The organism is Jejubacter calystegiae (assembly GCF_005671395.1).
Classification (GTDB): Bacteria; Pseudomonadota; Gammaproteobacteria; order Enterobacterales; family Enterobacteriaceae; genus Jejubacter; species Jejubacter calystegiae.
On sequence record NZ_CP040428.1, the window covers coordinates 1,129,057 to 1,148,391 of the forward strand.

The 19,335-nt window shown below is 54.1% G+C and carries 19 protein-coding genes; 6 read left to right on the forward strand and 13 right to left on the reverse strand.

Translation table 11 applies throughout. The annotated features are described in order from the left end of the window. A complete protein-coding gene (locus FEM41_RS05225; RefSeq protein WP_138094986.1) occupies nt 1–1,311 on the forward strand; it encodes a c-type cytochrome in 1,311 nt (436 codons plus the stop codon). 131 nt (nt 1,312–1,442) lie between these two features. After that, complete coding sequence (locus tag FEM41_RS05230; protein ID WP_138094987.1) at nt 1,443–2,474, forward strand: Gfo/Idh/MocA family protein; 1,032 nt, start codon at nt 1,443–1,445, stop codon at nt 2,472–2,474. A 32-nt stretch (nt 2,475–2,506) separates the two neighbouring features. Here FEM41_RS05230 and fsa read toward each other — a convergent pair whose 3' ends face one another. Further along, nucleotides 2,507–3,169, reverse strand: coding sequence for a fructose-6-phosphate aldolase (gene fsa, locus FEM41_RS05235; protein ID WP_138094988.1), 663 nt, complete (start codon nt 3,167–3,169; stop codon nt 2,507–2,509). 162 nt (nt 3,170–3,331) lie between these two features. Here fsa and FEM41_RS05240 point away from each other — a divergent pair, with 162 nt between their 5' ends. Continuing rightward, entirely contained in the window at nt 3,332–3,784 is a 453-nt protein-coding gene (locus tag FEM41_RS05240) for an acyltransferase (protein ID WP_138094989.1), read from the forward strand. A gap of 95 nt (nt 3,785–3,879) precedes the next feature. Further along, on the forward strand, nt 3,880–4,590 hold the full coding sequence (locus FEM41_RS05245) for a Crp/Fnr family transcriptional regulator (RefSeq protein WP_138094990.1): 711 nt from the start codon (nt 3,880–3,882) through the stop codon (nt 4,588–4,590). Here the strand turns inward: FEM41_RS05245 and FEM41_RS05250 are convergent. The 12 genes from FEM41_RS05250 to FEM41_RS05305 form a co-directional block, all read right to left on the reverse strand. After that, nucleotides 4,585–5,064, reverse strand: coding sequence for a FidL-like protein (locus FEM41_RS05250; RefSeq protein WP_138094991.1), 480 nt, complete (start codon nt 5,062–5,064; stop codon nt 4,585–4,587). The genes FEM41_RS05245 and FEM41_RS05250 overlap by 6 nt on opposite strands. Next, nucleotides 5,065–5,811, reverse strand: a complete 747-nt coding sequence (locus tag FEM41_RS05255; protein ID WP_138094992.1) for a winged helix-turn-helix domain-containing protein — start codon at nt 5,809–5,811, stop codon at nt 5,065–5,067. A gap of 62 nt (nt 5,812–5,873) precedes the next feature. Further along, nucleotides 5,874–7,070 carry an HD-GYP domain-containing protein gene (locus tag FEM41_RS05260; protein WP_138094993.1) on the reverse strand — a complete coding sequence of 399 codons (1,197 nt, stop codon included), beginning with the start codon at nt 7,068–7,070 and terminating at the stop codon, nt 5,874–5,876. A 68-nt stretch (nt 7,071–7,138) separates the two neighbouring features. After that, nucleotides 7,139–8,335: a fimbrial protein gene (locus tag FEM41_RS05265; RefSeq protein ID WP_138094994.1), complete on the reverse strand. Its 1,197-nt coding sequence runs from the start codon at nt 8,333–8,335 to the stop codon at nt 7,139–7,141. Continuing rightward, a complete protein-coding gene (locus tag FEM41_RS05270) occupies nt 8,328–8,981 on the reverse strand; it encodes a helix-turn-helix transcriptional regulator (RefSeq protein WP_138094995.1) in 654 nt (217 codons plus the stop codon). Before FEM41_RS05270 ends, FEM41_RS05265 begins: the two co-directional genes overlap by 8 nt. Continuing rightward, nucleotides 8,968–11,469 carry a fimbria/pilus outer membrane usher protein gene (locus FEM41_RS05275; RefSeq protein ID WP_138094996.1) on the reverse strand — a complete coding sequence of 834 codons (2,502 nt, stop codon included), beginning with the start codon at nt 11,467–11,469 and terminating at the stop codon, nt 8,968–8,970. The genes FEM41_RS05270 and FEM41_RS05275 overlap by 14 nt, the downstream gene beginning before the upstream one ends. A 36-nt stretch (nt 11,470–11,505) precedes the next feature. Beyond that, entirely contained in the window at nt 11,506–12,219 is a 714-nt protein-coding gene (locus tag FEM41_RS05280) for a fimbrial biogenesis chaperone (RefSeq protein ID WP_138094997.1), read from the reverse strand. A gap of 56 nt (nt 12,220–12,275) precedes the next feature. Beyond that, the gene (locus FEM41_RS05285; RefSeq protein ID WP_138094998.1) at nt 12,276–12,842 is read right to left on the reverse strand and encodes a fimbrial protein; all 567 of its coding nucleotides are present in this window, start codon (nt 12,840–12,842) and stop codon (nt 12,276–12,278) included. Between the two features lie 735 nt (nt 12,843–13,577). After that, nucleotides 13,578–14,348, reverse strand: a complete 771-nt coding sequence (locus FEM41_RS05290; RefSeq protein WP_138094999.1) for a 3-hydroxybutyrate dehydrogenase — start codon at nt 14,346–14,348, stop codon at nt 13,578–13,580. A gap of 17 nt (nt 14,349–14,365) precedes the next feature. Beyond that, the gene (locus FEM41_RS05295) at nt 14,366–15,550 is read right to left on the reverse strand and encodes an acetyl-CoA C-acetyltransferase (RefSeq protein WP_138095000.1); all 1,185 of its coding nucleotides are present in this window, start codon (nt 15,548–15,550) and stop codon (nt 14,366–14,368) included. Further along, entirely contained in the window at nt 15,550–16,218 is a 669-nt protein-coding gene (locus FEM41_RS05300) for a CoA transferase subunit B (protein ID WP_138095001.1), read from the reverse strand. Before FEM41_RS05300 ends, FEM41_RS05295 begins: the two co-directional genes overlap by 1 nt. 12 nt (nt 16,219–16,230) lie before the next feature. Then, nucleotides 16,231–16,929, reverse strand: coding sequence for a CoA transferase subunit A (locus FEM41_RS05305; RefSeq protein ID WP_138095002.1), 699 nt, complete (start codon nt 16,927–16,929; stop codon nt 16,231–16,233). 145 nt (nt 16,930–17,074) lie between these two features. Here FEM41_RS05305 and FEM41_RS05310 point away from each other — a divergent pair, with 145 nt between their 5' ends. Then, nucleotides 17,075–18,031 (forward strand): LysR family transcriptional regulator, encoded by a 957-nt coding sequence (locus tag FEM41_RS05310; RefSeq protein ID WP_138095003.1) that lies wholly within the window; start codon nt 17,075–17,077, stop codon nt 18,029–18,031. A gap of 114 nt (nt 18,032–18,145) precedes the next feature. Continuing rightward, nucleotides 18,146–19,330 (forward strand): multidrug efflux MFS transporter EmrD, encoded by a 1,185-nt coding sequence (emrD, locus tag FEM41_RS05315; RefSeq protein ID WP_138095004.1) that lies wholly within the window; start codon nt 18,146–18,148, stop codon nt 19,328–19,330. Nucleotides 19,331–19,335: the final 5 nt, after the last annotated feature.

Here is a 19,335-nt window from a genome sequence, read left to right on the forward strand (position 1 = left end):
ATGAAAAAGAGAAAAATCGTTGGCGGTCTTGCCGTTATCGCCGCTGTGGTCGCGGCGGCTCTGCTGTGGCGCAACGGCGACGCATCGGCGGATGACGTGGCCGATAATCAGATTCCAATGAAGCAGCCGCCTGCCCCGCAGGACGCCGCCGCGGTGGCTCGCGGCAAGTATGTCGCCATTGCCGGCGACTGCGTGGCCTGCCATACGGCGCCGGGCAGTAAGCAGCCCTTCTCCGGCGGTTACGCCATCAGCACCCCGTTTGGCGATATCTTCGCCAGCAACATCACGCCGGATGTCGAAACCGGCATTGGTAACTGGACCGAGCGCGACTTTTACCGGGCTGTACGCCACGGCAAAGGGAAAGAGGGGGAAAACCTCTACCCGGCGATGCCTTATAACGCCTATGTGAAGGTCAGCGACAAGGACATGCACGACCTCTGGATGTATATGCGGTCGGTAAAGCCAGTGCACAGCAAGGTTCCTGAAACCCAACTGCCGTTCCCCTATAACATCCGGCTGGCGATGATGGGTTGGAACCTGCTGTTTTTCGATAATTCCGGCTTTACGCCGGACCCCAGTCAGTCCGATGCCTGGAACCGTGGGGCTTATCTGGTTCAGGGGCTGGAGCACTGCGCCGCCTGCCATACCGCCAAGAACCTGCTGGGCGGTGATACCCGCGCTTACCTGCAGGGCAGTAATCTGGGCGACTGGCACGCGCCGGACATCACCAGCAATCCCCATACCGGTATCGGCCAGTGGAGCGAAGCGCAGATCGTGCAGTATCTGAAGCTCGGCAGTAACCACGTCGCCGTGGCTTCCGGGCCGATGGCGGAAGCGGTGACCAATTCGACTCAGCACCTGAGCGATGAGGATTTGCAGGCCATCGCCCGTTATCTGAAGTCGCTGCCAGGTGATGACACCCAGCCGCCGCAGCCGCTGGCCGCCAGTCATCCGCAGATGAAGAGCGGGGAAAATATCTATTCGGTGAACTGTACCGCCTGCCATAACAGCGACGGTAAGGGCATTGCCAACCTGGCGGCGGGTCTGGCCAATAATCCGGGACTGCGGGCGGATGATGCCTCTTCCATCATCACCACCATTTTGCAGGGTGGACGCGGCGCCGTAACTCAGGGCAACCCCACCAGTGGCGCCATGCCCAGCTTCGCCTGGAAGCTTTCCGACCAGCAGGTGGCCGCCGTTGCTACTTACATCCGCAACGCCTGGGGCAATGCGGCAACGCCGGTCAGCGCGGAAGAGGTCGCGAAACAGCGGGCTAAACTCAAGCTGCCGGAGCAAATGCCGGAACGCTAAGAACGCTAATCATCCTTCGGCCCGGCACCCGCCGGGCTGAGGGTTTTCCATCATCAGGCCCGTCCCCAAAAGCGTGAACGCTTATCTATAGTCAGCTCTCGGAACCCACAACAGAATAATCAGGAGCAGCTATGTTTCCCTCCTCTTTACCCACACCGCGGCGCCCGGCTCCACAGACCATTCCCGAACTACGCTGGGGCATTATCGGCCCGGGCTGGATTGCCGAACGCTTTGTTCAGTCGCTGCGCGAGAACAGCCGCCAGCAATTAACCGCCGTGACGGCCCGCAGTCAGGAGAAAGCCGGGGCCTTTGCGCAGCAGTGGCAGATTCCGCACGCGTTTGACGATACGGACGCGATGCTGGCTCATAACGGACTCGATGCCATTTACATCGCCACGCCCCACAACCGCCACTTTCCGGACGCCATGCGCTGCCTGCAGGCCGGGAAACACGTGCTGATCGAAAAGCCGCTGGCGTTAAACGCCCGGGAAGGGGCGACGTTACAGGCGGAAGCCCGCGCCCGGGGCCTGCTGTGTATGGAAGCCATGTGGTGCGACTTCCTGCCGAAATATGACGTGCTGCGCCAGTTGCTGGAAGATGGCGTACTGGGCGATGTTCACACCCTGATTGCCGATCACGGCGAATTTTTTACCGCCGATCACCGAATTTTCAACGCCAGCCTGGCCGGAGGGCCTATGCTGGATCTCGGTAGCTATCTGGTGGCTTTTAGCCTGATGGTGGGCGGCGAGCCGCAGGAGATTATCGCTCGCGGCCAGCAGGTGCCGGGCGGAGTAAACGGACAGGCGTCGATATTGATGGTGCATAACAGCGGGATGCAGTCGGTGTTAAACACCACGCTGTTTAGCAACACGCCAGGCGGCGCGGTTATTGCCGGACGCGACGCCACCCTGACTCTGGACGGACAGTTTTATGCACCTGGCAACTTTACGCTGCGCGCCAGCCAGGGAGACCGGACGCTGACGTGGCAGGAACCCACCAACCGCTACCAGCAACTGTTTCACGAAGCGGAACACTTCGCATGGTGTCTGGAACAGGGGCTGACAGACTCCCCCATTCGCCCGCTTTCCGCCTCTTTGTCTACCCTTAGCGCGATGGATGAGGTCCGCCGCCAGTTGGGTATCGTCTTTAACGAAGAGCGTTAATTCGCGATATTCCGGCCGCCAGCGGTGGCCGGTTACAGGAAGCGATCGCCAAAAGCCCCCTGCCAGTCCTGTTCGAAGCGTTCAACGGCGGCTTCAACCGCTGGCGCCTGAATAAACTGCTGTGCGATCTCTACCGGCAGCGTAATCGCCTCACAGCCTGCCAGCAGGCACGACAGCGCCTGGCGGGCAGTTTTAAAGCTGGCGGCCAGCACGCGGGCATGGGGAGCATGTTGGGTCAGCAACTGCTGGAGATCGCGCGTTGTCTGTACGCCGTCTCCGCCCTGTGCATCCATACGATTAACGTAAGGAGAGATATACTCCGCCCCCGCCAGTGCGGCAAACAGCCCCTGCCCCGCACCATAGACCGCCGTTCCCAGAGTCGGGATTTTTTCCTGTTTCAGCAGGCGGATCGCCGCCAGTCCTTCCGGTATTGCGGGAATCTTCACCACCAGATCGGGGACCAGCGTTCGTAACTGTCTGGCCTGAGAGACCATGCCTTCCGCATCCGGGGCCAGCACCTGGGCAAACAGCCGCCCTTCGCAACCCAGGGCTTCGCGCAGCGCTATGAGCGTCTCGGCCAGTGGCCGACCCGCAGCGGCCGCAATAGAAGGATTGGTGGTCACCCCCGCAACGGGAAAGCAGCGCGCCAGGCGCGCTACGGCTGCGGCATCGGCGGTATCGAGATAAAGCTCCATTGTCCACTCCAGGTTAAAAATGTGATAACGGTCAACCGTTGCTCAGTATAGAGAACCCGGGGGAATCGTGCCGTTTTTACAAAATGGGAACTGAAACCACGTGGAACCTGCCATGCCAGGTCATAATCAGAACAGCGGCATCAGAGAAACATGAGGAATTCCATGAGAATAGTGCATAGCGGCATTCGCGACGTCAGCGCTGGTAATAATGTTACGGTGGTGGCGCCGGTAAATCTCTATGAGTGTGAGCTTCAGGATGATGTCTTTATCGGTCCTTTTGTGGAGATCCAGCGTCACTGCCGCATCGGTAAAGGAAGTCGGGTGCAATCCCACTCTTTTCTCTGCGAAGGCGTCACTCTGGGCGAAAACTGCTTTATTGGTCATGGGGTAACCTTTGCCAACGATCTGTTTAAGGACGGTGCCCCGGAGCCAGACCCTGCACGCTGGATAACCATTATCCTGGGCGATCATGTCACCGTAGGCAGCGGAGCGACTATTCTGACCGATACCATTTGCCCTGGAGCAGTCATCGGGGCCGGTAGTGTGGTGGTGAAACCCATTACCCGTAAAGGGATCTATGCGGGGAACCCAGCCCGGCTGATTCGGGTGCTTTAATATCCACCAGCATGGACTAATCCTGGACACCGGGGAGTGGCTGTCGGGAAGGGGAAAAACGTATAATAGCCGGAAATAGATCAACCGATGAAAATATGAAGAATACACTGGCCGAATGTGGCGATTGCGATAGCTGCTGTTTTGGAAAAATATGCAAAGACTATCTGTTCGACAACCCTGTACCCCAACTGGTGCAAAGCCTGGAACGCAAAAGATGTTACAAGAAAGGAGAAAGCCTGTTTTCTTGCGGCGATGAGGTCACTCATTTGCTGGCACTGCGACGCGGCGCAATAAAGTTGTATGATGCCGCGGGTAATATTCAGAATCTGTTTATTTCCGGCCAGTTGATTAACGGTGATGCACTGCACAATGGCCGCTACCATTACGATGCCATTGCGGCTACCGATACCGAAATCTGTATGCTGGAAACCCGTCGGCTTTATGATTTGAGCCTGATAACCACCGACTTTCTTAACTATACCCTGGCGTTACTCTCCCGTGCAGTATATGAAAATCAGCGCCTGATTTCTGTATTAACTCGTGGCGAAGCCGCCGGTCGCATTTGCGCCTTTATTTCCTTGCTGTCTCAAAAACTTGAGGAAAACACCTTTCCGCATCAGCACTTTAGCCTGCCGGTCACCTTAAAGGAGATGGCTACCCTGCTGGCTATTTCCCCCTCAACCCAGAACCGAATAATAAATGAACTCTGCCTTCAGGGAATTATCGCCACCGAGAAGAAAGAGATTATTATTATAAATAAAGAGCTGCTATGGCAGCGCTGCAATTTCAATCACTTCCCGCTATGACAATATTACGCAGGTCATCACCGGTGATACCATATTCCCTAAAAGAATATAGCCATCACGATGACGTTCCATATAAACATAAACACCGCCGACAAGGCCAATAACCCGGTAGATTTTTTGTGCTACCTCGTCCGGCGCCGAATCATGGCCAATCTTGTTTACTTTGTTAATCGCCATACGGTAGCGATTATTGTTTTCATTCAGATAGCTAAAGTTAACGTAGCGGGAAAAAATATAATCCTGGTCAGCACTTCGTGCGCTGCCTGAAAGATAGAGCTGTCCGGTACGGTTAGTTTCAAAATCAAACACCAGATTACCATAAAAATGGTACGGGTCGCCTTCCGTACTGTCGCTGTAGTTAAGGTTGACCTCACAACTACTTTGATAATAACCCCGACCATGATTCAGGCTTAGCCAGGCGAAGCTCGCCGCCAGAGCCATAAGAATAAGCAGTAATGCGATCGTTCTTTTCATTTATAGCGCCCAGTTATAATAGTACGAGCTTTCACACCATGAAACATTGCCATTACTGAGTGGGCAGAATGACAAAAACAGCCGCCCCCCTCCTCCGTACAGGACATTACGCTGCGCCTGCACAATCACCAGCGCGGGGTGATGAGTACAACGTTCTTTAAGATAAGGCGATATTCTATTAATTGCCTCAGTTATCTTATTCATTGCACGAGCAGGAATCCCAATATAGGATTTAACCTGGCATTTCTTTATTTGATAGAGTTTTACTGTTTTAGTATAAGGCTGCCAGAGGTTATTTTTAAATAATGCATCAATATTTAAGAAAAGCACCATGACGATCAGAGCACAGAGTAATGCATCCAAAAACCATAACGGCACACGGCGTTTTTTTGATACCTCAACGGTTTCCTTCCAGGGCAGGACATCAATATCAGGCGAAAACAGAAACCCCACCTTTGGCACCGCAATAATGATATCATCAAGGTCGGTTAATGAGGCCAGAGATTTTCGTAATATACTAATGTACTGATTTAAAGAGCCGTTAGATCCCACATGACCATACGACTCCCAGACATTCTCCAGTAAATATTGACGTTCAATGACTTCACCGCGGGACTCAATCAGCAACACCAGGATACGATTCGCCGTATTAGTCAATTTTTTTGACTCATGATATTGCACATCATTACAGATCAGTAATGCTGCATCGGAATCATAAACAACCCTGTTGGCGATAATATACTTCATAAAATCCCTGTATTGCTCATTATCTCTCTGATCGAACAATCAAAGAGAAAAATCGTAAACGATTATACCCGTAGGACGCACTGATAAACGTCATCAAGATGCCGCTTAACAATATCCACCACATCACCGTCCAGCTTATTTCCGGCAACTTCCTCTTCCAGGATAGTTAATGCTTTCTGCGCCGCCATTCCCTGACGATAGGGCCGATTTTCCGTTAGCGCGGTAAAGACATCGGCAACGGCCATAATCCGGCTGGGCAGATCGAGATCCCGGGCCGTCAGACCAAAGGGATAGCCGCCACCATCAAGTCGTTCGTGATGATTCACCGCCCAGGGCGTAATTCGTTTAAGGGGCTTAATCAGGGCTAATATTTCCAGCGTTTTATAGCTGTGCTTACGAATCAGCGCATATTCGTTGTCCGTCAGGCGTCCCTCTTTTTCCAGCACCGCCAGCGGAATATGCACCTTACCTATATCGTGAAGATAGCCCGCAATGGCGATTTCGGTCTGATCGTGAAGCGAAAAGCCCATAAGGTTGGCAATTTTGCAGGAAACATTCGACACGCTGGTGCTGTGCGTCATCGTAAAGCTGCTGTATTTATCCACGATTCGGGAAATCAGCAGGCAGAACTCCAGAAAATCCTGGCTGTCCATCAGCATATTCGCCACCGGGGTAATACGCTTTAGTACGCTGTGCAACCGCTGGGATTCCAGGCGAAACCAGAAAGCATCCCGTTGGCTAAGTTTACGCAGCGTTACGATTAATTCTGGCGGATAATCGGAATGAGCCATTAGAAAATCATTAATAATTTCATCAGCATTGACGATGAAATCTTTCGGGCATTTTCTTAAATAGAGATCAAACTCATCTGCCATATGGATAATATGATTATCCAGCGGATACTCATCCGGATGTTGGCTGTTCCAGTGAATATGGTGGTGACGAATCATCGATTGCACTTCCGGAGGAAAGCTGATTCCCGCCACCATAGCTTCGCCAATCTCTTCATGATGGAACATCAGGTTTTCATTGCTCAGGTTGTCGGCGGTAATTTCACGCTGCTTTTTCGCCAGCAGGCCAATATCGTGGATACTGGCAGCCAGATAGATATTCCGGACCCGATCTTCCGGCAGTTCCAGAGCTCTGGCCAGACTCAACGAAATATAGGTTGTACGCTGCATATGGGATGCCAGATCCGGGAAAATCGGCTCAATAATGATATTGAGAAGATTAATTGCATCCTGTAAAGATATTATCATTATTAATTCAGGCCATTATTACAATGCAAAATAAGAAAACTGTTTTTCAGGGCAACTTGTGACTGCCATCAATCGTAACCGAACATAATTTGCGCGGTTGCCACGACTTTGCCTGAGGTTAAAGCTGATGCGTTATAGACCTTATAATAAGCATTCATATATAACGCAAAGTAACCATCAACCGCTTCACCTTCGTCTATTGTGAATATTTCGGTTGCGCCCAGATCGGTCATCCCGCTGGAAATGACCAGGTCATCCTCTGCAATACCAAGATTATAGGGCCGTAATGATATCCCAACGCCGCCGGCATCGGTTTCATCATTGACCAGAATGGTGCCGGTACTGGCATCATTAAGAATATCGTTGCTGGAAATCCAGGCGCGAATATTACGGGTGGATTTGCTGCCCCCCAACATGTTGACGCAGGTAATCGGTACAACAAAATTGGTGCCGGGTGCCTTACCGTCGCGCTGTAATATGCTGACGGAAGTCGGCGGCAGTTGCACTGTCATATCTTTTTTCAGATTGCAGGTGGTCTGATTCGGGTCGAACTGAATATACAGGCGTTCAAAGGCGATATAGCGACTGGTTGACCAGGAAGAACGGTCCAGATCGTTCATCATATTGTCAAACACTTCCTCTGCGTAGGTATATTTATTACCCCAAATACCGCCAAAAGTTGAATCACTGGCTCCTGCTCCACTCATTACTGCCGGAATTATTGAAGCCACGCCGGAGGTCGTGGTTTTGGTATAACTTTCAACGCCGGAAGGTGCCATAGAGAGCAGCTCTGCGGTAATGGTATAGCTGGTTTGATAGCTAATGGAATGAGTACCGATAATCCCGTTTACCGTCACCTTAGTATCGCCGGTAATTTCCGCGGTCACTTTAACCCAGTAGTCCGATTCACCATCGGCGCTGGTGAAGTTCAGATAAACAGGGTTGCCACCCAGCGCGGTAAAATAATAGAGGTGGTCCTGAAGCAAGCCGCCGATACCCACGTTGCCATAGGTACAGCTCATTCTCCCACTCCAGGCCGTGGTATAGGAAAATGTCGCTTTAGTACCACTCAAAAACGCCGTAGAAAGGTTAAGCGTTTTGTCAGACTCAGCCACGCGGGTTTTTGAAAACAGGCCGCTGATAATACCGCAGGTATCCCCCGCCAGACCATAGGCATCTATATCCGCCGCCGGTAGCTGCGCCATTGTGCCCGTGGTGAAAAGGGTTGCCACCACGGCAATTGCGGTAAAAAAACGCTTAAGCATAACGATTTCCGGTAATAGCTGAAGAAACAGAGCGACCAGGCACGGCGTAATGGCTGATGTTTTCATCAGTTCGGGAATTCAGGCTGCGCAGGCTGGCGTGGTCAAAATGCAGTAAAAACTTAAGGGTCAGCCAAAACTGGGCATTGGTATGGCAATGCATCTTAGCCATGACCTGACGCTTACGGTTAGAAACCGCCTTAATACTGCAATTTTCAATGCGCGCTATCTGTTTGGCGCATAACTGCTTCATATGATAGTAAATTAGTTCAAGTTCCCCTGGGGTAAATCGTAATCCAGGCCAGGGGATCACTTTGGGCTCAAACTCATGGGTAACAATGCGACGAATATTCTTTTTAATCAGCGCATATTCAGAATCCAGGCAAACAAACCTTAACCGCCACTTAGTAAAAAAGTGCTGGATAAGCGCATAGTAAAATTGCGAGCACAGGATCAGATCATACCGATCGGGATTAACGCGACAAAAACGAGCCAGTCCTTCAACAGGATCTTTTTCAGCAATCACCAGAATTCTCAGATGCGCCACATTCACGTTTTCGACTGCCAGCTCATCCAGCATATTGTTGAGCGCCAGCCGAATATAGCTATCGGCGCATTCAACGGAGTGCGTACGCTCAACGGCAAACATTTATCACTCCCTCTTTTGGTGCTTCGATCACGCAGGTTTCCCGCTTATGACGAGTACCGACGTTAATTTTCAATCTTTGCGGCATCTGTTCCGCCTTCACATACAACTGGCTGCCCTGAGAGACATAGCCCAGATTCTCCCCGTTGCCATCGAGCACTGCGGTGCCGAACGGCAGCGACTCGCCATTTTCACGCCGGGCCTCCAGGGTAAACAGCCGACGGGTATCCGTCTGGTATTTCAGGTATGTGATGCTGCCTTCGTAGGGGGCCATATGCATGATGTTGCCCAGCAGATCGACATCGCTATCCTGTTTTTCATCGGCATCGATACTGAAGTTGTTCTGCCGGTAGGCGACCGCGTTGGTAACCAGCGCCTTACCACTGGCGTTGGTGCGTACCGAAGAATCGCCGTTGATGGTGGCATTCTTCATTCCTGGCGCATCGACAATCACAAAGCTTCTGCCGGTTGAACCAGAGGCCAGTACCCCACCGGACCAGGCCAGCAGGCTGCCGCTGGCACCCATACTCATCTGACGGTAGTCGCTGGCTTCGGTTAAACCACCGCTCAACCGGCTCCAGGAGGTATCCCACGAGCCGTACAGATCGGCTGAACGGGTTTTCGCGTCGTTATCGTTGGTCAGTACCAGGCTGTAATCCACGTCCTGCTTCGTGCCATTCACGCTCAGATCCGTAGAGGCATATTTCCCCTGCTGGAAACTGGTGCGGGTCGAAATACTGCCCGGGCTGTCGAAGATGCTCATCGGAATGGTCAGTGACAGATAGACGCTGTTTTCCGACTTACGCTGGCTGCGTAGATAGCTGCTCTGGTTACCTTTGTAACTGTCATAGTCATAGTAGCTCTGGTTGTATTCAGAGCGGCGCAGCGACAGGGTGTAATTCACCGAATTAAACTTATTGCTGTAGCTCAGGTTGTACTGTTTGGTGCTCTTACGGTTATTCCAGTAGTCGCGCCAGTAGGCCGTTAGCGACAGACGCCCGTAGTTTTCCCCCAGCGGCTGGCTCACGGTGGCGCTGAATGCCTGTTTGCTATAGCGGGTGATGCCGTTATAGCCGTAGTACTCAATGTTGTCCTTCGTGGCGATGTAGTCGCTGAACGAAGCGTAATCCTGGGTACGGTAGTAGTACGACGCCAGCGTGATATTGGTACGGCTGGGCAGATACTTACTCCAGGAGATGGTGTATTTCTCGCCGCTGCGCTTTTCATCCCCCGGCAACTGATAGCGGGCCTGCTCCATCGAGCCAGAAACCGATCCCACCCAGGGGATGGAAACCGCGCTACCAGCCAGCCAGGACTGGTAATCGCTGCTCGCTGTCAGACCGGAATAGAGAGTCCAGTAGTTATTCATGCCTCGGGTGTAGCTGAACTGCATAAATCGGGTGTCATCCCCGGAATTCAGCACGTTCACTTCGCCCGCGTTAAAGCGCCAGTCGCTGGTGCCTGGCCGCAGCATGTCGGGGATAGAAGAGAATGGCACCACGAAGGTTTCAACGTTACCGCCACCGCCGCTGTTTTTAACTTCCACAGTCAGGTCGCTACGCGAGCCGGTCGGCATCAAATCACGGATTGCGAACGGCCCGGGCGGTACTGTGATTTGGTAAATCACGTGTCCGTCCTGATACACGTTCACGATTGATGCCGTGTTGGCTACGCCACTTATCACCGGCATATAGACCTGTTCGCGATCCGGCAACATCTGGCGACTCTTGTTCAGCGTTACGCCGCGAAAGCGAATGCTGTCGAAATATTCCGATGAGGTATAGGCATCACCAATGCGCAGCACTGCCCCCAGGCTGGCGAACGGGCGTTCCAGATAGCGGGTGGAGTTACGCCAGTAGCCTTTGCCGGTGTTGCTGTAACGCATATAAGTCGAGTTATCGATCAGGTGCCAGCCAAACAGATTTAACCCGCTGTTCAGCGACAGGTAGATATTATCGGTGTTGCTGTAGTCCGCCTGTTTCGCGTGAAAGCTGTAGTAGTTCAGGTTGTAGTTGGTATACAGGCCGTTAATGCCCTGGTCCCATTTTTCTGGTGCTACCCAGTTACGATCGGACTTATTGACCCATGCCTGAGGCACTTCCAGGTTGACCCGCATTTCTCCCGGCTTTAGCGAACTTTTACCGCCGTGCAGCAGGGTATCGATATCGATGTACTCCGCACCGCCGGTTGCTGTGCTGCTGATATCGCGAATATCCAGCATGCTTATCTGGCTGGCCTGAATCTGCAGCGTGCCTTCTTTGCCATTCGTTACTTTGAATGGAAATTTCCCTTTCCATTCATCATTCACATAAACATCAAATTCATATTCACCGGGTGTCATCACCATGGCCTGGTTATTCCAGTCCATGCTGCCAGCGCTGCCCACCAGCAGGCTGCTGTTAAAACTCTCACCAAATACACAGCAGGAATAAAGCGCGGCGCCAATGGAGTTCACTAATAATCCATTACGGATAAGAGCCTTACATTTCATTGGAAAAGAACCCGATGAAAAATACCGTTAAGTCATTTACTGAATGACGCCGAATTTTTTACTGCCGTAGTCATCCATCCATGTCACCCGATAGCGGGAACCGGCTTTAATGCTGGCCGGTACAGACTGACAGCCAAAAGGTTCAACAAACACGGTGGCTTTCAGCAGGTTATCGTCCGTTTTCTTTTTCAGATCGCCGCCGCTCCATGCAATGATTTGCGGCACGGTCACGTAATAAGGGCCGCTGTTTTTCAGGCAACTGCCGCCCGAGCGCGACTCCAGCGTCAGTTTTTTATGGATATCGCTGGCCGGTGACGGTATTTCATCCGGGCGATAGAGCAGTTTGATGCGACTGCGAATGGCTACCTGCAGGTAATTATCACCACCGCTGGCGTTTTCCGGAACCGGAGGAATATCCAGCACGTTCAGCCAGTAGACGGTTTCCCGATCTTTCGCCAAAGGCGTGCCTTTGCGCAGGGTGATTTTCAGGGTCTGCCCTTCACTGGCGGCCATTTTGACGACCGGCGGCGCCAGGGTGAAAGGCACTTTAATACTTTCCGGCGCTGCGGCCGGGTTACCATCGTCGATCCAGGACTGAACCAGATGCGTGGTGGTGCTACGGTTGACCAGTTGCACATTCACGAATTTGGATGAGGATGGATAAATAACACGCGTTGCGTTAATCACAACGCTGGCATGGCCCGATACCGATAACAGCATCACGCTCAGCAGAATAAGAAAATGGCGCATAGGTTTTGATCAAACACAGAAGCCGGGAAGCAGGGGGGCTCCCCGGCCACGCGTTTTTACTCGTAGGTAAAGGTGTAAGTCGCGGTGGTCACTACGCTACCGGTAGAGACACTGGCGCCGCCGTAGTTGTAGTAGTTAGCGAAGAAGCTAACGTTAGCACCGGTGGTGGAAGCCGCGTCGGTAGAGGTGACGCCAGTATCCAGCGCGCTATCAAAAGCCACCGCCGTACCGGCGGAGCCATCGGTCGTCAGCGCGATACCAACACCTTCAGCGTCGCCGCTGTAGTTGGTCAGGTATTTTTGATCGTCAGAAACGTTGCTGCTGCTGAAGGTAATTTTCAGCGTGTCATCTGCGGTGGAAGAACCCGTGCAACCAGAAACCGCCATGGTAAATTGTTTAGCACCGTTCGCGACAACACCCGCAGTAGTACCCAGAGAATCCAAAGTAATGGGATCAAGACTTACAGTAAAATCTGAACCATTATTTGTGGTCACATTACAGGTAGTATCTGTTACCGAACCATTGAAGGTAATAGTACCCCCCGCAACACCTTCATCAGTTGCTGCATGAGCAACACCAGCAAACATAATTACGGCAGCCGCCACCAGACTTTTCTTGAACATATCGATGTCCCGGTAATCCTTAGAATTAATATCCTGCGGGAAATTAAAAGGAGCACCAGTAAGTCAGGCGTCCGTTAATAACCCGTATCACTTTTCAGAGTTGCCTTCCATTGAGCATCATGGCTATCGCAGCCGCTCGGGAAGTGAGGGATATAACACCACCAAAGAATCACACGGTAAACAATTATTCTTATAAATTGCACTTTTTAAACAAAAAACACCATCAACAATTAAAATAACAGACCAAAACACCAATAAATGATAGTAACAGGTAGCCACAACCCACACAAAAAACTACCTTTCAGCAGCCTTAAAAAACTTAAAAATCGCATACAGGTGTTTTTATCTTATCAAATAGCCCTGTTTATTTAAAAAAGGCAACATCACAGTACAAACATTTAACAGTATATTTTCAACAGTCGATAAAAACGCCCTCTCGCTACCCATAAAGTGGATTAGGATAATGCCCGAAAAATAACAACAGGAAGGAAAATCACAGTAAGAGGAATAACAGAAAACCTGGTGTACCAGGCGTGAGGCGATGATCGAAAGCGAACAGTTCTTTACATCATAAAGCCAACAAAAACACCTCCACCCAAAATAATAAAGCAGGCAACCAGGTGCAGGCTAAATATTTCACCCGGTAACGCTCGATAGTTTGAAACAATTTCGTCAAAAGCTGGACAAACAATAAAAAGAGCCCGGCGTCCGAAAGCGCCGGGGAATAATAATGTTTTATTGCGCCACCCAACCGCCGTCCATATTCCAGGCAGCGCCGCGAACCTGAATAGCGGCATCGCTGCATAAAAAGAGCGCCAGTTCACCCAACTGTTCCGGCGTGACAAATTCGCCGGAAGGATGTTTTTCTGCCAGTAACGCATCCCTCGCCTGCCGGGGAGTGGCGCCTTCGGCAATACGCTTATCGATTTGCTGTTGAACTAGCGGCGTCAGCACCCAACCCGGACACAGCGCATTGCAGGTGATACCGGTTTGCGCCGTTTCCAGCGCCGTGACTTTGGTGAGTCCCAGCAGACCATGCTTGGCCGCCACATAGGCCGATTTTTCCCGGGAGCCCACCAGCCCATGCACTGAAGCGATATTAATGACGCGTCCCCAGTTGCGGGAACGCATCTCCGGCAGCGCCAGCCGGGTGGTATGAAACGCCGCGCTCAGGTTGATGGCCAGTATCGCGTCCCATTTTTCTACCGGGAAATGCTCTACCGGCGCCTGATGCTGGATTCCGGCATTGTTGACCAGAATATCTACGCCGCCGTACTCCCGGGCGGCCCAGGCCATCATCGCCTCGATTTGCGCCACGTCGCTCATATCCGCCGGGTGGTATCCCGGCTGTTTTCCCTGAGCCGCCACCCGCGACCGGGCGGTCGCCACATCACCAAAACCGTTCAGGAGCACCTGAGCGCCAGCCCGGGCAAGGCTTTCGGCCAACCCCAGACCAATACCGCTGGTCGAACCGGTCACCAGCGCCGTTTTTCCTTCCAGATTCATCACAGACTCCTGCATTGTTAGTCGCGCTCAATCGCCAGCGCCACACCCTGCCCACCGCCGACGCACAGCGTCGCCAGTCCCCGGGTTACCTTCCTGCGCCGCATTTCATGCAGCAACGTCACCAGAATTCGGCAGCCGGAAGCGCCGATCGGGTGTCCCAGCGCTATCGCACCGCCGTTCACATTGACCCGCTCATCGTCCCAGCCCAGCTCCTGGCCTACCGCCAGCGCCTGAGCTGCAAAAGCTTCGTTGGCTTCAATCAGAGAGACGCTGTCCAGCGTCCATCCGGCCCGCGTCAGACAGCGGCGGCTGGCCAGGACCGGGCCAATGCCCATAACCGCCGGGTCTACACCCGCCAGGGCGCCAGCCGTAATGCTTCCCAGCACCGGAAGACCCAGCGCCGCCGCCCGCTCTGCGCTCATCATCAGGACCGCTGCCGCCCCGTCGTTGAGGGTGGAGGAATTACCGGCAGTCACCGTACCTTCTTCACGCAGGAAGGCCGGGCGCAGGGCGGCCAGGCGCTGAGCGAAACTGTCCGGCCTGGGTTGTTCATCCTGGCTCACTACTCTGGGCTCCTTTTTACCCTGGGGAACCGTGAGCGCCACAATCTCATCATCAAAACGCCCGGCGGCCTGGGCCGCTGCGGCCCGCTGCTGAGAGCGCAGGGCAAAGGCGTCCTGGCTTTGCCTGTCTATGCCGTAACGCTGCGCCAGGTTTTCTGCGGTTATCCCCATATGATAGTCATTGAAGGCGTCCCACAGGCCGTCGTGAATCAGAGAATCCACCATGTTGCCGTGGCCCAGCCGCAACCCGGAGCGGGCACCGGTGAGTACATAAGGAGCCTGACTCATGCTCTCCTGACCACCAGCGATAACGATCTCCGCATCGCCGCTGCGAATCGCCTGTGCCCCCTGCAACACCGCTTTCAGCCCGGATCCGCACACCTGATTAAGGGTGACGGCAGGCACGCTGTACGGCAAACCGGCCCGTACCGCCGTCTGGCGCGCCGGGTTTTGACCGCAACCGGCGCTGAGTACCTGCCCGAAGATCAGCTCATCTACCTGTTCTGGCGGCACGCCGCTGTTTTCTATTAACGCCTTCACCAGCGCGCTACCCAGATCGACAGCGCTTAGCGAGGAAAGCGCGCCATGAAAGCTGCCAATGGGCGTTCGCAGGGCGTTAACAATCACCACATCCCGCATCAGGCACCTCCCGGAGTCAGCGTCATTTCCGGCACTGCATCCGGCACAATCAGTTTTCCCGCAGTCTTCGCCACAATCTCTTCCACGCTGACGCCGGGCGCCCGCTCCCGCAGAATAAAAGCGCCATCTTCAATTTCCAGATAAGCGAGATCGGTCACCACCCGCCGGATGCAGCCCGCGCCGGTGAGCGGCAGGGTGCAGCGCGGCAGCAGTTTGGATTCGCCGCTCTTTGACGCATGCGTCATCATCACAATGATATTTTCCGCTCCGGCCACCAGGTCCATGGCTCCGCCCATTCCCTTCACCATCTTGCCAGGGATCATCCAGGAGGCGATATTGCCGGTCACATCCACTTCCAGCGCGCCCAGAACGGTAAGATCGACATGACCGCCGCGAATCATGGCGAACGAATCCGCAGAATCGAAGACAGCCGCCCCTTTGCGGGCCGTGACCGTCTGTTTACCGGCGTTGATCATGTCCGGATCCAGCTCTTCTTCTGTGGGAAAAGCGCCCATCCCCAGCAGGCCGTTTTCCGATTGCAGCATGACATCCACACCGGGCGGCACATAGTTCGCCACCAGGGTAGGAATGCCGATCCCCAGGTTTACGTAGTAGCCGTCGCGCAGTTCGCAGGCCACACGCTGCGCCATTTCTTGTCGTGTCAGCATTTGTGCCTCCGGTTATGCGCGCAGGGTGCGCTGCTCAATGCGTTTTTCGAACTGGCCCTGGATCAGGCGATCCACATAGATGCCCGGGGTATGAATGGCATTGGGATCCAGCTCGCCGGGGGCGACTATCTCTTCAACTTCGACCACCGTAATACGCCCGGCGCTGGCCATTAGCGGATTGAAGTTCCGGGCGGTGTGGCGGTAAATGACATTGCCGTACCAGTCCGCTTTCCAGCCTTTAACAATGGCGAAATCGCCGGTAATGGCCCGTTCCATCACGTAGTGGCGGCCATCGAATTCCCGCACCTCTTTGCCTTCAGCCACCGGCGTGCCGTAACCTGTGGCAGTGTAGAACGCGGGTATCCCGGCGCCGCCTGCGCGGATTTTCTCTGCCAGGGTGCCCTGCGGCGTGAGTTCTACCGCCAGAGAGCCGTTGAGCACCTGCTGTTCAAACAGGGCGTTTTCCCCCACGTAAGAGGCCACCACGTTGCTGACCTGGTGAGTTTCCAACAGGCGACCCAGGCCGAAGCCATCCACCCCGCAGTTATTAGAGACCACCGTTAGCCCGCGCACGCCGCGGCGGCGAATTTCGTCGATCAGGTTTTCCGGAATGCCGCACAGGCCGAAACCGCCTGCCAGCACCGTCATGTTGTCCGTTATTCCGTCCAGCGCTTCCTGATAGCTGGCGACTCGTTTATCCAGTCCGGCCATATCGTTGCCTCTTGCTCACTCTGATATCCGCCATCTTGTTAATCCTGCGACTGATTTGTGAATTTTGTTTTTGTGAGCCATTAATCCGTTTTTGTTATTAATTTATTGTTAATGTATGTTTTCCAATTAGTTAAATGGCGGCAGAATGAAAATCAGCGTCAAACAGTTACGCGCGTTTTTAGCGGTGGCTCACACTCTGAACTTTGCCCAGGCCAGCGAGCGGCTGAATCTTTCCCAACCGGCACTGAGTCTGGCTATTCGCGGGCTGGAAGAGGCATTAGGCGGCGCGCTGCTGACGCGTACTACCCGGCGGGTGGCACTTACGCCGGAAGGCGAAGCGCTGTTTCCGATGGCGCGCCAGTTACTGGCGGACTGGGATAATGTGGAAGAGGCGATGCGCCAGCGCTTCACGCTCCAGCGCGGTAAGGTTTCGGTCGCCGCAATGCCGTCGTTCGCGGGCAATCCCCTGCCGCCAATTCTGCGGGCCTTTCGCGATCGCTATGCCGGTATTAACGTGACGGTGCATGATGTGGTTAATGAGCAGGTGCTGGAGATGGTGCGCGATGGCCGGGTAGAAATGGGGATAGCCTTCGAGCCGGAACCTGATTCCGGTCTGCATTTTACCCCTCTGACCTGCGATCGCTTTGTGGCGATTGTGCCCGCCGACTCCCGACTGGCAACGCGGTCTAAACTGAGCTGGCGTGAACTGCTCTCGCTCGACTTTATTACCCTGCCGCGCCCCTCTGCGGTGCGGCTGTTACTGGAAGAGAGCCTGATGAAAAGCGGTCGTCGGCTGGAGGTCGCCTTTGAAAGCCACCAGTTGGTGACCGTCGGCCGTATGGTCGCCAGCGGCCTGGGTGCCAGCGCGGTGCCAACGCTGTGCGCTGGCCAGATGACGGAACTGGGCGCGGTCAGTCTTCCCCTTAGCCACCCGGTTATCGAACGGCGGGTGGGGGTGATTCGCGCCAGTCGCCAGCCGCTTTCCGCCGCCGCTCAGGCCCTGCTGGACACCGTACGTACCGCCTTTCCAGCCCTCTGGTGGCCCGCTTCGTTGACTGGCAACCCTCGTTGCAATAAAAACTTTACACTGCCATATAAATAATAATCAGTATAAATAACCTAATCATATGGATATATTGCTGCCATATGTTAGATTTTCAGCGCATTTATCTGGCACATCGCCAGTTCTTTCATTTTAGCGACTCCGTTAATTGTCATGAAAACAAATGATAATCGCCATCTGTTGATCATGTTGATCCTGCTGGTGGCCGTCGGCCAGATGGCCCAGACCATTTATATTCCAGCTATTGCCGATATGGCGCAGACGCTGGGCGTGCGTGAAGGCGCAGTACAGGGCGTGATGGCCGCTTATCTGCTGACTTACGGAGGCTCGCAGCTAATTTACGGCCCCATTTCCGATCGCATTGGACGCCGTCCGGTGATTCTGGCAGGCATGATTATCTTTATGGTGGCGACGCTGTTCACCATTACTACTCACAGCCTGACGGTGCTGATTGCCGCCAGCGCTATGCAGGGAGTGGGCACCGGCGTGGGCGGCGTGATGGCGCGTACCCTGCCGCGGGATCTTTATGAAGGCCCGAACCTGCGCCACGCGAACAGCCTGCTGAATATGGGCATTCTGGTGAGTCCGCTACTGGCGCCCATGATCGGCGGCGTATTGGATACGCTGTTCGGCTGGCGCGCCTGTTTTATTTTTCTGCTTACCCTGAGCGTTCTGGTCACCTTCAGCATGTGGCGCTGGATGCCGGAAACCCGCCCGGAACAGGCATCCCGTACCCGTCTTCTGGCCAGTTATCGCACGCTGTTCGGTAGCCTGGCATTTAACTGCTATCTGGTGATGCTGATTGGCGGCCTGGCCGGGGTGGCGGTGTTCGAAGCCTGCTCCGGGGTGCTGTTGGGCGCCAGACTGGGTCTGAGCGGCCTGGCGGTCAGCATTCTGTTTATTCTGCCGATTCCGGCCGCCTTTTTCGGTGCCTGGTACGCAGGTCGCCAGACTAAGCGCTTCTCGTCGCTGATGTGGCAGGCGGTGCTGAGCTGTCTGCTGGCAGGTATTCTGATGTGGCTGCCCGGCCTGTTTGGCGTGATGAATGTCTGGACTCTGCTGGTGCCTGCGGCGCTGTTTTTCTTCGGCGCCGGAATGCTGTTTCCTCTGGCCACCAGCGGCGCGATGGAGCCTTACCCTTTCCTGGCCGGTACTGCAGGGGCGCTGATTGGCGGCCTGCAAAACGTGGGATCCGGCGCTCTGGCGTCGTTTTCCGCCGTGCTACCTCAGGACGGGCAGTTCAGCCTGGGCGTGCTGATGCTGGCAATGGGGCTTCTGATTCTGCTGTGCTGGCTGCCGCTGACCCATCACGATCAGCGTCACGGTCAGACGGTGTAGCCTTC

Coding starts and splice junctions, on each gene's coding strand:
- FEM41_RS05255 (WP_138094992.1), bottom strand. CDS start 5,811: ATGAAGTATATTATCGCCAACAGGGTTGTTTATGATTCCGATGCAGCA.
- FEM41_RS05230 (WP_138094987.1), top strand. CDS start 1,443: ATGTTTCCCTCCTCTTTACCCACACCGCGGCGCCCGGCTCCACAGACC.
- FEM41_RS05305 (WP_138095002.1), bottom strand. CDS start 16,929: ATGGCCGGACTGGATAAACGAGTCGCCAGCTATCAGGAAGCGCTGGAC.
- FEM41_RS05225 (WP_138094986.1), top strand. CDS start 1: ATGAAAAAGAGAAAAATCGTTGGCGGTCTTGCCGTTATCGCCGCTGTG.
- emrD (WP_138095004.1), top strand. CDS start 18,146: ATGAAAACAAATGATAATCGCCATCTGTTGATCATGTTGATCCTGCTG.
- FEM41_RS05260 (WP_138094993.1), bottom strand. CDS start 7,070: ATGATAATATCTTTACAGGATGCAATTAATCTTCTCAATATCATTATT.
- FEM41_RS05265 (WP_138094994.1), bottom strand. CDS start 8,335: ATGCTTAAGCGTTTTTTTACCGCAATTGCCGTGGTGGCAACCCTTTTC.
- FEM41_RS05250 (WP_138094991.1), bottom strand. CDS start 5,064: ATGAAAAGAACGATCGCATTACTGCTTATTCTTATGGCTCTGGCGGCG.
- FEM41_RS05280 (WP_138094997.1), bottom strand. CDS start 12,219: ATGCGCCATTTTCTTATTCTGCTGAGCGTGATGCTGTTATCGGTATCG.
- FEM41_RS05245 (WP_138094990.1), top strand. CDS start 3,880: ATGAAGAATACACTGGCCGAATGTGGCGATTGCGATAGCTGCTGTTTT.
- FEM41_RS05240 (WP_138094989.1), top strand. CDS start 3,332: ATGAGAATAGTGCATAGCGGCATTCGCGACGTCAGCGCTGGTAATAAT.
- FEM41_RS05290 (WP_138094999.1), bottom strand. CDS start 14,348: ATGAATCTGGAAGGAAAAACGGCGCTGGTGACCGGTTCGACCAGCGGT.
- FEM41_RS05310 (WP_138095003.1), top strand. CDS start 17,075: ATGAAAATCAGCGTCAAACAGTTACGCGCGTTTTTAGCGGTGGCTCAC.
- FEM41_RS05275 (WP_138094996.1), bottom strand. CDS start 11,469: ATGAAATGTAAGGCTCTTATCCGTAATGGATTATTAGTGAACTCCATT.
- FEM41_RS05270 (WP_138094995.1), bottom strand. CDS start 8,981: ATGTTTGCCGTTGAGCGTACGCACTCCGTTGAATGCGCCGATAGCTAT.
- FEM41_RS05295 (WP_138095000.1), bottom strand. CDS start 15,550: ATGCGGGATGTGGTGATTGTTAACGCCCTGCGAACGCCCATTGGCAGC.
- FEM41_RS05285 (WP_138094998.1), bottom strand. CDS start 12,842: ATGTTCAAGAAAAGTCTGGTGGCGGCTGCCGTAATTATGTTTGCTGGT.
- fsa (WP_138094988.1), bottom strand. CDS start 3,169: ATGGAGCTTTATCTCGATACCGCCGATGCCGCAGCCGTAGCGCGCCTG.
- FEM41_RS05300 (WP_138095001.1), bottom strand. CDS start 16,218: ATGCTGACACGACAAGAAATGGCGCAGCGTGTGGCCTGCGAACTGCGC.